Genomic DNA, 13,749 nt, shown 5'->3' on the forward strand with positions numbered 1-13,749 from the left:
CAATGCCCATGGCGCCCGCCTCTACCCGCACCGCGGCCTGTCCGCCCACCCTGGCCGCCGGCCTGGGCGAGCTGGCCGCGCTGGTCAACCGCCACGCGCGGGCCGATGGCCTGCACCGCAGCGCCATCGACGGCCTGTCGTTCTTCCGTTCGTCGCAGCCCAGCGAACTGTCTTTCGGCGTGTACCGGCCGTCGCTGGCGCTGCTGGTGCAGGGCGCCAAGCGCGTCGAAGTGGGCGAAGACGTCTACGAGTACAACGCGTCGCACTACCTGCTCACCTCGATCGACCTGCCGGTGGCGTCGCGCGTGACCCTGGCCAGCCCCGGCACGCCCTACCTGTGCTTCGTGCTCGACCTGGACGCGCGCGACACCGCCGACCTGATCGCCGAAACCGGCCTGCCGCAGCCGGCCGAATCAGACGCCGGGCGCGGCCTGGCGGTGGCCCAGGTCTGCCCGCCCCTGCTGGATGCGGCGCTGCGCATGGCGCGCCTGCTCGATGCGCCGCAAGACATCCGGGTGCTGGCGCCGCTGCTGCGGCGCGAAATCAGCTACCGCCTGCTGACCGGCGCGCTGGGCGGGCGCCTGCGCCACATCGCGCGCCACGAAGGCCCCACTCACCAGGTTCGCCAGGCCATCGAATGGCTGCAAACCCATTTCGACCGCCCGCTGCGCATCGAGCAACTGGCCCACACGGTCAACATGAGCACCTCGTCGCTGCACCACCACTTCAAGGCGGTCACCGCCATGAGCCCGCTGCAATACCAGAAGCAGCTGCGCCTGCAAGAGGCGCGCCGCCTGCTGCTGGCGGGGCTGGCGGACGCCGGCGCGGCGGGCCGCCAGGTGGGCTACGAAAGCGCCTCGCAGTTCAGCCGCGAGTACAGCCGCCAGTACGGCGCGCCGCCGCTGCGCGACGTGGCGCGGCTGCGCGGCACGGCGGCCGTGCCCCTGGCGATGGCGGGCGGCCCCGGCTGAAGCCTTCACGCCACCCGCCCGGTGAACGAATCGGCCGGTGGGCTGGTCTATCATGGATGTCTATCCTGTTTGAAGGAGCCTCCATGATCCGCAAGCTGATTCCCGTTTTCCTCGTTGCCGGCCTTACCGCCTGCGCCACGTCCGGAACGCAGCGCGCCTCATCCGACGCCCCGGCCGCCGGCGCGCCGTCCGGCGGCGTTCCATCGGCCGCCTGCGACGCCCAGCCCGTGCAAGGCCTCATCGGCAAAAAGTATTCCGAATCCGTGGCCGGCGACGCCCGCTCGCGCTCGCAGTCCGCCCAGCTGCGCGTGATGCGCCCGGGCCAGGTCATGACCATGGAATACAACCCCGCGCGCCTGAACATCATCCTGGACGGCGGCGACGTCATCACCGCGCTGCGCTGCGGCTGAAGCCGCCCGCCGAATTCGGACGCAAGAGCCGGAGTGCCCGGCCGCCGCGCGCCGCCTACACTGGCGCCATGAATCCTGCCGACACCACCGCCCTTGCCGGCCGCCTGGCCTCGCTGGACTGGCCGGCCCTGGAAGCCGCCCTGGACCACGACGGATACGCCGTCATGCCCGCCCTGCTCGGGCCCGGCGACTGCGCGGCGCTGGCCGGCGCCTACTCCGACGACGCGCGCTACCGCAGCCGCGTGGTCATGGCGCGGCACGGCTTCGGCAGCGGCGAATACAAATATTTCGCCTACCCGCTGCCCGAACTCGTCGCGCAGCTGCGCACGGCGCTGTACCCCCGTCTGGCGCCGCTGGCCAACCGCTGGAACGAGGCCATGGGCCTGCCCGTGCGCTACCCCGGCGAGCATGCGCAATTCCTGCGGCGCTGCCACGCCGCCGGCCAGCGCCGCCCCACGCCGCTGATCCTGGCCTACGGCCCGGGCGACTACAACTGCCTGCACCAGGACCTGTACGGCGAACATGTGTTTCCGCTGCAGGTGGCCATTCTGCTGTCCGAGCCGCAGCACGATTTCACCGGCGGCGAATTCGTGCTGACCACGCAGCGGCCGCGCATGCAGTCCAGCGCCGCCGTGGTGCCGCTGCGCCGGGGCGACGCCGTGGTGTTCGCCGTGCACCATCGGCCGGTGCGCGGCGCGCGCGGCCACTACCGGGTCAACCAGCGCCACGGGGTCAGCCAGGTGCGTTCGGGCCGGCGCCACACGCTGGGCATCATCTTCCACGACGCGCAGTAGCGCCCTTCAGCGCCTGAAACCGCGCCCGACGCCATGAACCTGGAATTATTCGAACCCGCCGCCCCGGCCCGCATCGCGCTGGGGCCGGCCGCCACCCTGCTGCAGGGCTGGGCGCTGCCGCATGTGGATGCGCTGCTGCCGGCGCTGGATGCGGTGCTGGCGGCCGCGCCGCCGCGCCACATGGAAACCCCGGGCGGGTTCCGCATGTCGGCGGCCCTGAGCAATTGCGGCGCGCTGGGCTGGACATCCGACCGGCACGGCTACCGCTATACGCGCCTCGATCCGCAAACCGGCCGGCCCTGGCCCGCCATGCCGGCGCCCTTTCTGCGCCTGGCGCAGGACGCCGCCGAAGCGGCCGGCTTTGCCGGCTTCCTGCCCGATGCCTGCCTGGTGAACCGCTATGTGCCCGGCGCGCGCATGAGCCTGCACCAGGACAAGAACGAACGCGATTTCGGCGCGCCCATCGTGTCGGTGTCGCTGGGCATTGCCGCGGTGTTCCTGTTCGGCGGCAGCCGGCGCGGCGATCCGGCCCGGCGCGTGCCGCTGCAGCATGGCGACGTGGTGGTGTGGGGCGGCCCCGACCGCCTGCGCTACCACGGCGTGCTGCCGCTGAAAGAAGCCAACCATCCGCGCCTGGGGGCGGCCCGCGTCAACCTGACGTTCCGCCTGGCCGGCTAGTCGTTGTTGCGCGCCTCGGCCAGCGCCACGGTCAGGTGCATGACTTTTTTCTTCAGCGCGTCGCGCTCTTCGGTCAGGGCGGCCACCAGGCGGCGCAGGCGCGCGACTTCCGCCGGGTAGTCTTCGATGGCCTCGGGCTCGGCCGCGTCGCCGGCCGCAGGCGGCGCGGCGCTCTCGTCGCGGCTGCCCGCCTTGGCCTGGCGGGCCTGGCGCGCCAGCTCGCGCAGCGCCTTGCGGCCTTCGGCGGCGGCCGCCACCTGCTGCTCAGCCGGCAGCGCCGCCACCGCGGCGGCCGCGTTGATGGAGATATCGCCGGCCTTCACCGCCCGCACCAGTTCCGGCGCGGCGGCCTTGTGGATTTTCTCGATCTGCCCCAGCGTATTGCTGCTGACGCGCGCCGCGCGCGCCAGGGCCTGGCGGCTGGGCACCGGCGCCGGCTCGGCCGGCTGCGCGGCCGCTTCACCCTGGCCGGCGTCCGGCGCGGTTTGCGGCGCCTGGGCCTGCAGCGCCTGCTTGCGCGCCTGCAGGATTTCCTTCTTGCGCAGCGCCAGCACCCCGCGCTGGAAGTCGGACACGCTGCGCCGGCCCAGGTGATTCTCGATCATCCATAGCCTGACATCATCGAGCGAGGTAAAACGGGTATTCTGCACAGTCTTGAACTCGATACCGTGTTTGCGACACAACTCGTAGCGATTGTGCCCATCGACCAGCACGTCGCCCCACAGCACCAGCGCGTCGCGGCAGCCTTCGGCCAGCAGGCTGCGCTCCAGCGCGGCGTATTCATCGGCGCTGAGCGGGTCGATATAGGTTCGCAGTTCTTCATTAATCTGGATGGTCATCGTGACGCTTCATTCGTAGTTTGATCGGCGCGACCGCCATTACAACACCCGCCGCGCGCCGCCGCCCACCCGGGGCCGGCGGCCCGCCCCACCGGAGAACCATCATGCCCCAGCTCTGCGCCTACCTGACCTTCGACGGCAACTGCGCCGAGGCCATGCGCTTCTATGAACACACGCTGACCGGCCGCATCGAGGCCATGCTGACCTACGCCGAGGCGCCCGAGGGCGGCGGGGTGCCGGCCGAGATGCAGGGCCGCGTCATGCACGCGCGGCTCAGCCTCGACGGCCAGACCCTGATGGCGTCCGACGCGGCGGGCCGCCAGCCGTACCAGGGCCAGCAGGGCGTTTCGCTGGCCCTGGTGTTTCCGACGGTGTCCGACGCGACCCGCATTTTCAATGCGCTGGCCGAAGGCGGCACGGTAACCATGCCTTTGCAGAAAACATTCTGGGCCGAGGCCTTCGGCGCGCTGACCGACCGCTACGGCACATCGTGGCTGATCAACGGCGGCCAGACCGCCGGCTGAAACTCCCCTTCCCCACGGAGCCCTCCGCATGCAGCACACCCTTGAAGACAGGCAACGCTGGCTGGCACTGATGGTGCTGTGCCTGGGCGTACTGATGATTGTCCTGGACACCACCATCGTCAACGTCGCGCTGCCATCGATCCGCGCCGACCTGCAGTTTTCCGAGACCTCGCTGGTGTGGGTGGTGAACGCCTACATGCTGACCTTCGGCGGCTTCCTGCTGCTGGGCGGCCGGCTGGGCGACCTGTTCGGCGCGCGCCGCGTCTTCCTGGCGGGGCTGACGCTGTTCACCGCGGCCTCGCTGGCCTGCGGCGTGGCCGGTAGCCAGCAGCTGCTGGTGGCCGCGCGCGCGATCCAGGGCCTGGGCGGCGCCGTGGTGTCGGCGGTATCCCTGTCGCTCATCATGAATCTGTTTTCCGAGCCGGCCGAGCGCGCCAAGGCCATGGGCGTCTACGGCTTCGTCTGCGCCGGCGGCGGCAGCGTGGGCGTGCTGCTGGGCGGGCTGCTGACCAGCGCGCTGAGCTGGCACTGGATTTTCCTGGTGAACCTGCCCATCGGCGCGGCCGTGTTCGGCCTGTGCCTGGTGCTGCTGCCGGGCGGACGCGCCGCCGGCGGCGGCGCCCGGCTCGACGTCGCGGGCGCGGTCACCGTGACGCTGTCGCTGATGCTGGCGGTATACGCCGTGGTCAACGGCAACGAGGCCGGCTGGACCTCGGCCCGCACGCTCGGCCTGCTGGGCGCGGCGGCGGCGCTGATGGCCGCCTTCCTGGCCATCGAGGCCCGCGCCGGCGCGCCGCTGATGCCGCTGGGCCTGTTCCGGCTGCGCAACCTGGCCATCGCCAATGTGGTGGGCGTGCTGTGGGCCGGCGCCATGTTCGCCTGGTTCTTCATCTCGGCGCTGTACATGCAGCTGGTGCTGGGCTACAGCGCCATGCAGGTCGGGCTGGCCTTCCTGCCCGGCAACCTGGTCATGGCCGTGTGCTCGCTGGGCGTGTCGGCCAGGCTGGTCATGCGCTTCGGCATCCGCGCGCCGCTGGCGGCCGGGCTGGCGCTCGCGGCCCTGGGCCTGGCGCTGTTCGCCCAGGCCCCCATCGACGGCAGCTTCGCCCTGCACATCCTGCCGGGCATGCTGCTGCTGGGCCTGGGCGCCGGCATCGCCTTCAACCCGCTGCTGCTGGCCGCCATGAACGACGTGCCGCAGCACGAGTCGGGGCTGGCCTCGGGCGTGGTCAATACGGCCTTCATGATGGGCGGCGCCCTGGGCCTGGCCATCCTGGCCAGCCTGGCGGCGGCGCGCACCGGCGCGCTGGCCGCGGCCGGCGCCGCCCTGCCCGAGGCGCTCAATGGCGGCTACCGCCTGGCGTTCCTGCTGGGCGCGGTCTGCGCCGCGGCAGCCGCGCTGCTGGGCGGGCTGCTGCTGCGCAATGCACACTCCACCGCCGCTTCGGGTGGTACGCTAACTTCACCCGTTCATCAGGAAGACACACCATGAACTCTCCCGCCACGCTATCCGACGAGCTCTTCGCGCAGTTGCAGGGCGCGCCGATGCAGCAGATTTCCCAGCAACTGGGCACCGACGCCGCCCAGACGCGCGATGCCGTCGGCGCCGCCCTGCCGATGCTGCTGGGCACCCTGGGCCACAATGCCTCGCAACCGCAAGGCGCCGAAGCCCTGTTCGGCGCGCTGCAGCGCGACCACGCCGGCGGCGGCGCCGACCTGGGCGGCCTGCTGGGCTCGCTGCTGGGCGGCGGCGCTGGTGCCGGTGCCGGCGCCGGCCAGGCCGACGGCGGCGCCATCCTGGGCCACATCTTCGGCGACAACCAGCAGCGCGCCCAGGACAACCTGGGCCAGGCCACCGGCCTGGGCGGCAACAATGCCTCCAGCCTGCTGAAGCTGCTGGCGCCCATCGTCATGGCATTCCTGGCCCAGCGCATGCAGGGCGGCGGCATGGACGCCGGCGGGCTCAGCGCCTCGCTCGGCCAGGAACGCGATGCCGCCCGCCAGCAGGGCGGCCTGGGCGGCGGACTGCTGGGCTCGCTGCTCGACCAGGACGGCGACGGCCAGGTCGGCCTGGGCGACCTGCTCAAGATGGGCGGCGGCCTGCTCAACGGGCGCGGCTAGCGCGCGCCCGCCTCCGGCATCGCGCTAGAAGCGGTGCCGGATGCCCACGCTGATCTGGCGCCGGCTGTTGTCTTCGCCGCTGTCCAGGTCGCGCGTATCGCTGTGGTTGTAGAAGGCGTACAAGTCGGTGCGCTTGGACAAACCGTACTGGTAGCCGATCGCATAGGCCTTGATCTTCGAATCGGTGGTCTGCTGCCATGACGCCAGCAGCGCGCCCGGCCCCACCGGCACGCGCACGCCGGCCGTCCAGGCGTAGTCCTTCTCCACGTCCTTGGCCGGGCCCTTGTTGGCATCGCTGATGCGCCCCGCCCCGGCGTACACGCGCACCACCTCGAAATCGTACGAGCCGCCCAATTGCCAGTTGCTGGTGTCGCCGGCGGGATTGGCGCGGCCGCTGACCCGGCGCTGGTCCACGTACAAGTGCTCGTAAGTCAAGGCCAGACGCAGCGGCCCTTTCCCGTAGCGCACTCCGGCGGTCAGCATGCGGTCATTGTTGCTGTTGCCGAACTCCTGGTCGCCGTCCACCGCGAAGCTGTAGCCCAGCGCGGCCTCGAAGCCGTGCATCTTGGGCGACCGCCACATCACCATGTTGTCGGCGATGCCGCTGGAGCCGAAATCACCGTCGTTATAGCCGAAGGTGGTGCTCAGCCCCGAGCGCGACCAGGCGATCGAGAACGGCGTGGCCACGCCGCCCCATTCGCGGCCCAGCACCCACTGGCGTCCCAGCCGGACTTCGCCCAGCGTGGCGCTTTGCAGGCCCACATACGCCCAGCGGCCGAACAGCCGGCCCGACTGCGCGGACGTGCCGTTATCGGCGTTGAAGCCGCTTTCCAGCTGGAAGACGGCCTTCAGGCCGTCGCCCAGGTCTTCTTCGCCCTTGATGCCCCAGCGCGACCCGGATTCGTTGCCGCTGTCGATGCCCTGCGACGTGCCCTTGGCGTCGTCGTGGTCGTTCATGTAGCCCAGGTCGACCAGGCCGTACAGGGTGACGCTGCTTTCGGCCTGCGCCGCGCCGGCCAGCCCGGCCGCGGCAAGCGCCAGGGCCAGCATGGTGTTGGCGGTTCTTCTCATGGTTTGCTCCTCCGTTGAAAAAACTGGGTCGCGGGCCGCGCGCGAGCGCGGTCCGGCGGCGGCCCGGCGGGCCGCGATGACAATCGAATATGAAAGCGGGGCTAGCGCGCGGCGCAGCCCGTTACGCGGGCGGCCGCGGCGGCCGCCATCTGGTCGTTGCTGTGCCCCGCGCCGGGCACGTGCTGCAGTTGCCAGCCGAACGCCAGGCCGCGCTGCTGCGCCAGCTGCCGCGCCTGCGCGTAGAAGCGCTCGCCGCGCGTCTTGCGGTCGGGCCCCTGCGCCTGCGCGCCATCGGTCTTGCGCATCACGCCGCCCTTGCGGCGCACGTCATCGTCGCCCAGCATCAGCAACAAGGGCGCGCCCAGAAAAGCATCGACCTGCGCATCGCTCACGCCGGGCACGTCGCGCAAGCCGTAAGGCCAGTCGACGTCGCGGTCCGGATAGGTGTACCAGCCCGAATTGGCGGCGATGATGCGGCAGGCCTGGCTGTGCGGGCGAAACAGCGCGTAGCGGTGGGCGAACTGCGCTCCGGCGCCGTGGCCGTACAGCGTATAGCCCGCCTGCGCGGTGGCCTGGCGCCGCGCGAAATCGGCGAACACCGCGTCGGGCACGGCAAAGCTCCATTGCCGCGGCGGGTTGCTTTCGGCCGGCCGGACCTTGCCGGTGGCTTCGGCATGCGACACCGCATGGAAAACATTGCCCAGGTTGTAGCCGTTGGCGCCGCGGTAGGCTTGGCGGGTGAACAGCGGCGCCAGCACCATCAGCTTGCGCTGGCGCGCGATGTCGATCCAGCCATCGCGGTATTCCCGGGCGTTGCGCTTGATGCCGTGCAGCAGCACCACCACCGGCGTGTCGGCGCCGTAGCTTTCGGGCTTGAAGTAGTACACCTGCACGGGCTGGCCCGTGTCGGCATTGCGGAATTCGTACTCGCCCGCGCCCGCGGCCAGCTCGGCGCGCGCGGCGCCGGCAGCGGCCAGCGCGGCCAGGGCCGTGATGAACAATCGCTTCAATTCTGTCTCCTGTGGCGGACTGCGCCGCTTTTTTTTCGATGGAACCCTTGTTCGTCTTCTGGCATCCTATCGCCGTTGACCACACCGATTATTCGAATTAAGCAATGACATCTTCGAAATAATGAAATCATCGTTCGCCACCCGCCCCGCGCCATGAACCTGAAATCCCTGCGCCTGTTCCGCCTGATCGTGCTGCACGGCTCGCTGGCCTCGGCCGCCGAACGCCTGCACCTCAGCCAGTCGGCGGCCAGCCGCCTGATCGCCCTGCTGGAAGACGAGATCCGCCTGAAACTGTTCACGCGCGCGCGCCGCCGCCTGCTGCTCACACCCGAAGGCGAGCTGTTCTTCCAGGAAGCCGAGCAGATTCTGATGGGCGTGGACGAGATTCCGCGCATCGCCGAAGACATCCGCGGCAAGAACCGCGAAAAATTCACGCTGGTCACTTCGGTGCCGCTGGGCACCTGCCTGGTGTCGCCCGCCATCAGCGACATGCGGCGCCACGAACCCGACTTCGATTGCCGCATCCACATCGAAGGCCGTTTCGAAATCGAGAACAAGGTGGCGCGGCGGCGCTACAACCTGGGGCTGATCTCGCTGCCCATTACCAACGCCATCGTCGAACTGCAGGTCGAGCCCGTGCTGCAGGTGCGGGTCGAGGCCCTGCTGCCGCGCAGCCACCCGCTGGCCGAGCGCGACGCGATTCAGGCCGAAGACCTGCTCGACCAGCCCATCGTGTCGCTGCAGCCGCACCAGCTATGGCGCCGGCGCCTGGACGAAATCTACGCCACCGCCGGCGCCAAGCCGCGCATGGCCATCGAGACTACATCCACGCTGATGGTGCAGCAGCTGGTGCGCGACGGCAACGGCGTATCCATCATGGACCGCACCTGCGCCCGCCTGCTGCCCGGCGACAGCGTAGTGTTCCGCCCCATCGCGCCCGAGCGCTGGGTGACCTACGCCTGCATTTTCCCGACCTCCGGCCGGCCGCCGCTGGCCGACCTGTTCGTCGACAGCCTGCGCAGCTATGTGCGCCGCCTGTGCCGCGAAGACACCGAGGCGGCGCCCAGCTTCCGCCTGCTCAAGCCCGGCGATCAGGCCAGCGGCGCCGCCTGAGCCGCCGCCGGCGCCAGTTCGGCCGCCAGGCCGCGCGCCAGCGCCGCGGCGCGCAGGGCGATGTCGCGGCTGTTGCCGGTATAGCGCGCCGGATCCAGCGCATCCTCGATCTGCTCGCGCGTGTAGTGCGCGGCCACATCGGGCTGGCCGCTCAGCACGTCGGCCAGCGCGCAGCCGCGGCGGCGCGCCTCGCGGATGGCGGCGTGAACGCGGTCGTGCGCGTGCTGGCGGCCCAGCGTCGCCGCCAGCACCATCATCAGCCGCTCGGACGCGATCACGTCGGCCGAACGCGCCAGGTTCTCGCGCATGCGCGCCGGGTCGAAGCGCACCAGCGCCAGCAGTTCGTCCAGGCGCACAGCCACGTCGTAGGCCAGCGGGCAGGCCTCGTCGATCAAGCCGTACAGCTGCTGGTTGGTGGCCGAATCCCCCTCGTGGCTGGGCTGGCCGGCCTCGAGCGCCGGCGCGGCCAGCGCCCGCAACCGGGCTGCCCGCGCGATCAGGCTGACCACGTGCTTGGGGTTGTCTTTGTGCGGCATCGTGCTGCTGCCCACCACCCCATCGGGCAGCGCCTCGGCCACTTCGCCGATCTCGTCGGCCATCAGGGTGTAAAGCTCGTTGCCCATGCGCGAGCAGGCCATGGCGAATAGGGACAGCACCAGCACATATTCGCAGAACGGGTCCAGCATGGCGCGCGAATGCACCAGCGGGCTGGCCAGGCCCAGGCGGCCGGCGATGGCGCCGGCCAGTTGCATGCCGTCCGGCCCGAACGTGTGCATGGCGCCGATCGCCCCGCCGAACACCAGCGAAAAAGCGCGCGGCTCGACCTGGCGCAGCCGCTCGACACAACGCGCCAGCTCTTCGATCCAGCTGGCCACCTTGAAGCCGAAGGTGATGGGCAGCGCGTGCTTGCGGTTGGTGCGCCCGGCCATCACGGCATCGGCGCTGTCCTCGGCCAGGGCGGCCAGCGTGTCCAGCGCGCTGCCGATGCGGGCCAGCAGCAGCGCGTGCACGCGCCGCATCTGCAGCACCCGCCCGCCCAGGATGATGTTCTGCGTGGTGCCGCCCCAGTGCACGTAGCCGCCGGCCTCGTCGCCGCAGGCGTGCGCCAGCGCGTGCACCACCGACAGCACGGGCGCCATGGTGCGCTGGATGTCGGCGCGCAGCGCCGGCAGGTCCAGGTGCTGCAGCGAGGCGTGCGCGGCGATGCGCTGCGCGTGCTGCGTCGGGATCAGGCCCAGGCTGGCCTGCGACAGCGCCAGCGCGGCTTCGATGTCCAGCCAGGTCTGCCAGGTCTGCTCGGTAGAAAACAGCTCCGCCACCGAGGCGGGCAGCGCTGCGGCACGGCTCATGCTGCGGCCTCCGCAAAAGCGCGTTCCAGCGATGGCACCGAATCCAGCAGCAGAGCCGTGTATTCGTGCGCCGGGCGTGCCAGCACGGCCGCGGCCGGGCCTTCCTCGACAATGCGGCCGCTGCGCATCACGACGACCCGGTCGGCAATCTGGCGCACCACGCCGATGTCATGGGTGATGAACAACATGGACAATCCGAACTCCTCTTGCAGGTCCTGCAGCAGGTTGAGTATTTGCGCCTGCACCGACACGTCCAGCGCCGAGGTCGGCTCGTCGCACAGCAGCAATTGCGGCCGCAGGATCAGCGCGCGCGCAATCGCCACGCGCTGGCGCTGGCCGCCCGACAACTGCCCGGGAAAACTGTTGATCACTCGCCGCGGCAGGCCGACCCGCTCCAGGATGCGCGCCACTTGCGCGCGCCGCTCGGCGGCCGGCGCCGCGCCATGCAGCTCCAGCGGCCGGCCCACGATGTCGCCCACCGAACGACGCGGGTTCAATGACGAGTACGGGTCCTGGAACACCGGCTGCACCAGCCGGGCGCGTTCGGGCGGCGCCAGCGCGCCCACCGCCTTGCCGCCCAGCATGATGCGCCCCTGGTCGGGTTCGTCCAGGCCCAGCAGGATGCGCGCCAGCGTGCTCTTGCCCGAACCGGACTCGCCCACCACCGCCAGCGTCTCGCCGCGCCGCACCGTCAGCGAGGCATCGTCGACCGCGCGCACGGTGTAGGGTTGCGCGAACAGACCCTTGCGCTGCGTAAACGTGCGCACGATGCCGCGGGCCACCAGCACGCACTCGGCGCCGGGGTGTTCGGCGGGGGCCTCGGCGCCGGAAGTCGGTGTCTGACACCCTGCGGGAGTCAGACTCCTGTCGGAGATAACCGCAGGCGTTTCAGGTGCCTGACTCCCGCAGGATGTCAGACACCGCCCGGCCTCTTCCCCCCTCGGATGCAGGCAGCGGAACCAGCCATCCGCTTCGCGCGGCGTGGCCGCGATATCGCCGGCCCGGCACTGCGCCGTGGCGCTGGCGCAGCGCGGCGCGAAGACGCAGCCCGGCTGCGGCCCGATCAGCGAAGGCACGATGCCCGGAATGGCGTTCAGGCGCGCGCCGCGCCGCCCGGTGCCCGGCGCGCAGCCCAGCAGCCCGCGCGTATACGGGTGGCGCGGATCGCTCAGCACGGTGCGCGTGGCGCCCAGTTCCAGCGGCTGGCCGCCGTACATCACCATCACGCGGTCCACCGCGTTGGCCACCACCGCCAGGTCGTGAGTGATCAGGATCATGGCCATGCCGAACTCCTGGCGCAGCTCGGCCAGCAGATCCAGTATCTGCGCCTGTACCGTCACGTCCAGCGCGGTGGTCGGCTCGTCGGCGATCAGCAGCTGCGGCTCGGTCATCAAGGCCATGGCGATCATCACGCGCTGGCGCTGGCCACCCGACAGCTGATGCGGGTAGCTGCGCAGGCGCTGCGCCGGATCGGGCACCTTGACCCGGTCCAGCAGGTACAGCGCCCGCTCGCGCGCCTGCGCCGCGCCGGCCCCGTCGCGTATCATCAGCTCGGTCATCTGCCGCTCTATCGTGTAGACCGGATTCAGCGAGGTCATCGGTTCCTGGAAGATCATCGCGATGCGGCGCCCCGCCACGGTGGCGGCGAACCGCGCGTCGGGCAGCGCCGCCAGGTCTTCGCCCTGGTAGCGCATGGCGCGGGCGCGCAGGCTGGCGCCGGGCGGCAGCAGGCGCATCAGCGCCAGCGCCGTCATCGACTTGCCCGAGCCCGATTCGCCGACGATGCCCAGGGCCTCGCCGCGCGCCAGCGCCAGGCTCATGCCGCGCACCGCGTGCAGGGGCCCGCCCGGCGTGGGCAGGGTGACGTCCAGTCCGTCGATCTGCAATAAATTGGTAGACATGTTTTTCTTCCGTGAATGGCGGTCCGCTAGCCGCGCTTGTCCGGCGAAGTGACATCGCGCAGGCCGTCGCCCAGCAGGTTGGCGCCGATCACCAGCAGGAACAGCGCGATGCCGGGCAGCACCACCAGCCACGGCCGGTGGAAGATGGCCATCTTGCCTTCGGCGATCATCAGCCCCCACGACGGCGTGGGCGGCTGGATGCCCACACCCAGGAACGACAGCGCCGCCTCGGCCAGCACGGCGATGCCGACCTCGAAGGTGAACACCACAATGATCTGGTTGAGCAGGTTGGGCAGGATTTCATGGAACAGGATCTGGCGCCGGTTACTGCCCACCGCCTTGGCCGCCGCCACGAAATCGAGCTGCCGCAGGCGCAGCGTGCTGGTGCGTGTGACCACCAGGTAGTATGTCCAGTGCAGGCCGCCGATAATGCCGATCACCACCCACAGCGACGGGCCGATGATGAACACCAGCGCCATGGCCAGCAGCAGCCCCGGCAGCGCCAGCTGGCACGTCAGCAGAAAGCTCACCAGCGAATCGACGCGCCCGCCGAAATACCCGGCGCAGATGCCCAGCGCCACGCCGATCAGACAGCCCACGCTGGCCCCGCCGAAGCCCACGATCAGCGAAATGCGGGTGCCGTAGATCAGCCGGCTGAGGTAGTCGCGCCCTACCTGGTCGGTGCCGAACACGTAATCCCACGAACCGCCCGGCGCCCATACCGGCGGCACCAGGCGGTGCGCCAGCGATTGCGCGTAGGGATCGTGCGGCGCCAGCCAGGGCGCGAACACGGCCACCGCCAGCAGCGCCAGCACGATCAGCGCGCCGGCCTGCAGGCCGCGGTGGCTGCGCACGCGCCGCCAGAACGCCTGCCGGCGCTGGGCATCCAGGTCTTGCGCCGCGTCGGCCGCATCTTGCGCGGCCGCCGGCGCGATGCCCGCCATCAAGGTTTTTTGTTGGTTCACGCG

14 protein-coding genes are annotated in these 13,749 nt (G+C 70.7%); 8 read left to right on the forward strand and 6 right to left on the reverse strand.

The window, feature by feature from the left end:
- Positions 1-8: 8 nt before the first annotated feature.
- The 4 genes from J2P76_RS01145 (at position 9) to alkB (ending at position 2,853) form a co-directional block, all read left to right on the forward strand.
- On the forward strand, positions 9-971 hold the full coding sequence (locus J2P76_RS01145) for an AraC family transcriptional regulator (RefSeq protein WP_242697420.1): 963 nt from the start codon (positions 9-11) through the stop codon (positions 969-971).
- Between the two features lie 83 nt (positions 972-1,054).
- Positions 1,055-1,381: an I78 family peptidase inhibitor gene (locus tag J2P76_RS01150; protein ID WP_207403921.1), complete on the forward strand. Its 327-nt coding sequence runs from the start codon at positions 1,055-1,057 to the stop codon at positions 1,379-1,381.
- Between the two features lie 68 nt (positions 1,382-1,449).
- Positions 1,450-2,175, forward strand: coding sequence for a 2OG-Fe(II) oxygenase (locus J2P76_RS01155; protein WP_207403922.1), 726 nt, complete (start codon positions 1,450-1,452; stop codon positions 2,173-2,175).
- 33 nt (positions 2,176-2,208) lie between these two features.
- Positions 2,209-2,853: a DNA oxidative demethylase AlkB gene (gene alkB / locus J2P76_RS01160; RefSeq protein ID WP_207403923.1), complete on the forward strand. Its 645-nt coding sequence runs from the start codon at positions 2,209-2,211 to the stop codon at positions 2,851-2,853.
- On the opposite strand, the gene J2P76_RS01165 is transcribed toward alkB, so the two are convergent.
- A complete protein-coding gene (locus J2P76_RS01165; protein WP_207403924.1) occupies positions 2,850-3,692 on the reverse strand; it encodes a hypothetical protein in 843 nt (280 codons plus the stop codon). The two genes, alkB and J2P76_RS01165, sit on opposite strands and share 4 nt — an antisense overlap.
- A gap of 104 nt (positions 3,693-3,796) precedes the next feature.
- Between J2P76_RS01165 and J2P76_RS01170 the strand changes: the two genes are divergently transcribed.
- From J2P76_RS01170 to J2P76_RS01180, 3 genes are read left to right on the forward strand one after another with little or no spacing between them, the layout of a single operon-like run.
- On the forward strand, positions 3,797-4,216 hold the full coding sequence (locus tag J2P76_RS01170) for a VOC family protein (RefSeq protein ID WP_207403926.1): 420 nt from the start codon (positions 3,797-3,799) through the stop codon (positions 4,214-4,216).
- Between the two features lie 28 nt (positions 4,217-4,244).
- The gene (locus J2P76_RS01175) at positions 4,245-5,708 is read left to right on the forward strand and encodes a DHA2 family efflux MFS transporter permease subunit (RefSeq protein ID WP_207403928.1); all 1,464 of its coding nucleotides are present in this window, start codon (positions 4,245-4,247) and stop codon (positions 5,706-5,708) included.
- The gene (locus tag J2P76_RS01180) at positions 5,705-6,337 is read left to right on the forward strand and encodes a DUF937 domain-containing protein (RefSeq protein WP_207403930.1); all 633 of its coding nucleotides are present in this window, start codon (positions 5,705-5,707) and stop codon (positions 6,335-6,337) included. Before J2P76_RS01175 ends, J2P76_RS01180 begins: the two co-directional genes overlap by 4 nt.
- 24 nt (positions 6,338-6,361) lie before the next feature.
- On the opposite strand, the gene J2P76_RS01185 is transcribed toward J2P76_RS01180, so the two are convergent.
- Complete coding sequence (locus J2P76_RS01185; protein WP_207403931.1) at positions 6,362-7,408, reverse strand: porin; 1,047 nt, start codon at positions 7,406-7,408, stop codon at positions 6,362-6,364.
- Positions 7,409-7,509: 101 nt separating this feature from the next.
- The gene (locus J2P76_RS01190; RefSeq protein ID WP_207403932.1) at positions 7,510-8,418 is read right to left on the reverse strand and encodes a hypothetical protein; all 909 of its coding nucleotides are present in this window, start codon (positions 8,416-8,418) and stop codon (positions 7,510-7,512) included.
- Positions 8,419-8,571: 153 nt separating this feature from the next.
- On the opposite strand from J2P76_RS01190, the gene J2P76_RS01195 reads away from it, so the two are divergent.
- A complete protein-coding gene (locus tag J2P76_RS01195; protein WP_207403933.1) occupies positions 8,572-9,531 on the forward strand; it encodes a LysR family transcriptional regulator in 960 nt (319 codons plus the stop codon).
- On the opposite strand, the gene J2P76_RS01200 is transcribed toward J2P76_RS01195, so the two are convergent.
- The 3 genes from J2P76_RS01200 to J2P76_RS01210 are packed head-to-tail and all read right to left on the reverse strand — an operon-like array spanning position 9,510 to position 13,746.
- The gene (locus J2P76_RS01200; protein WP_207403934.1) at positions 9,510-10,880 is read right to left on the reverse strand and encodes a lyase family protein; all 1,371 of its coding nucleotides are present in this window, start codon (positions 10,878-10,880) and stop codon (positions 9,510-9,512) included. The two genes, J2P76_RS01195 and J2P76_RS01200, sit on opposite strands and share 22 nt — an antisense overlap.
- A complete protein-coding gene (locus J2P76_RS01205) occupies positions 10,877-12,781 on the reverse strand; it encodes a dipeptide ABC transporter ATP-binding protein (RefSeq protein WP_242697259.1) in 1,905 nt (634 codons plus the stop codon). Before J2P76_RS01205 ends, J2P76_RS01200 begins: the two co-directional genes overlap by 4 nt.
- Positions 12,782-12,807: 26 nt before the next feature.
- Positions 12,808-13,746 (reverse strand): ABC transporter permease, encoded by a 939-nt coding sequence (locus J2P76_RS01210; protein WP_347565278.1) that lies wholly within the window; start codon positions 13,744-13,746, stop codon positions 12,808-12,810.
- Between the last annotated feature and the right edge of the window lie 3 nt (positions 13,747-13,749).

Source organism: Bordetella petrii (assembly GCF_017356245.1).
Lineage (GTDB): Bacteria > Pseudomonadota > Gammaproteobacteria > Burkholderiales > Burkholderiaceae_B > Bordetella_A > Bordetella_A petrii_D.

Excerpts from the sequence above, each read along its gene's own strand:
- J2P76_RS01180 (WP_207403930.1), top strand. The coding sequence starts at position 5,705 with ATGAACTCTCCCGCCACGCTATCCGACGAGCTCTTCGCGCAGTTGCAG.
- J2P76_RS01145 (WP_242697420.1), top strand. The coding sequence starts at position 9 with ATGGCGCCCGCCTCTACCCGCACCGCGGCCTGTCCGCCCACCCTGGCC.
- J2P76_RS01155 (WP_207403922.1), top strand. The coding sequence starts at position 1,450 with ATGAATCCTGCCGACACCACCGCCCTTGCCGGCCGCCTGGCCTCGCTG.
- J2P76_RS01150 (WP_207403921.1), top strand. The coding sequence starts at position 1,055 with ATGATCCGCAAGCTGATTCCCGTTTTCCTCGTTGCCGGCCTTACCGCC.
- J2P76_RS01200 (WP_207403934.1), bottom strand. The coding sequence starts at position 10,880 with ATGAGCCGTGCCGCAGCGCTGCCCGCCTCGGTGGCGGAGCTGTTTTCT.
- J2P76_RS01195 (WP_207403933.1), top strand. The coding sequence starts at position 8,572 with ATGAACCTGAAATCCCTGCGCCTGTTCCGCCTGATCGTGCTGCACGGC.
- J2P76_RS01205 (WP_242697259.1), bottom strand. The coding sequence starts at position 12,781 with ATGTCTACCAATTTATTGCAGATCGACGGACTGGACGTCACCCTGCCC.
- J2P76_RS01165 (WP_207403924.1), bottom strand. The coding sequence starts at position 3,692 with ATGACCATCCAGATTAATGAAGAACTGCGAACCTATATCGACCCGCTC.
- J2P76_RS01185 (WP_207403931.1), bottom strand. The coding sequence starts at position 7,408 with ATGAGAAGAACCGCCAACACCATGCTGGCCCTGGCGCTTGCCGCGGCC.
- J2P76_RS01170 (WP_207403926.1), top strand. The coding sequence starts at position 3,797 with ATGCCCCAGCTCTGCGCCTACCTGACCTTCGACGGCAACTGCGCCGAG.
- alkB (WP_207403923.1), top strand. The coding sequence starts at position 2,209 with ATGAACCTGGAATTATTCGAACCCGCCGCCCCGGCCCGCATCGCGCTG.
- J2P76_RS01175 (WP_207403928.1), top strand. The coding sequence starts at position 4,245 with ATGCAGCACACCCTTGAAGACAGGCAACGCTGGCTGGCACTGATGGTG.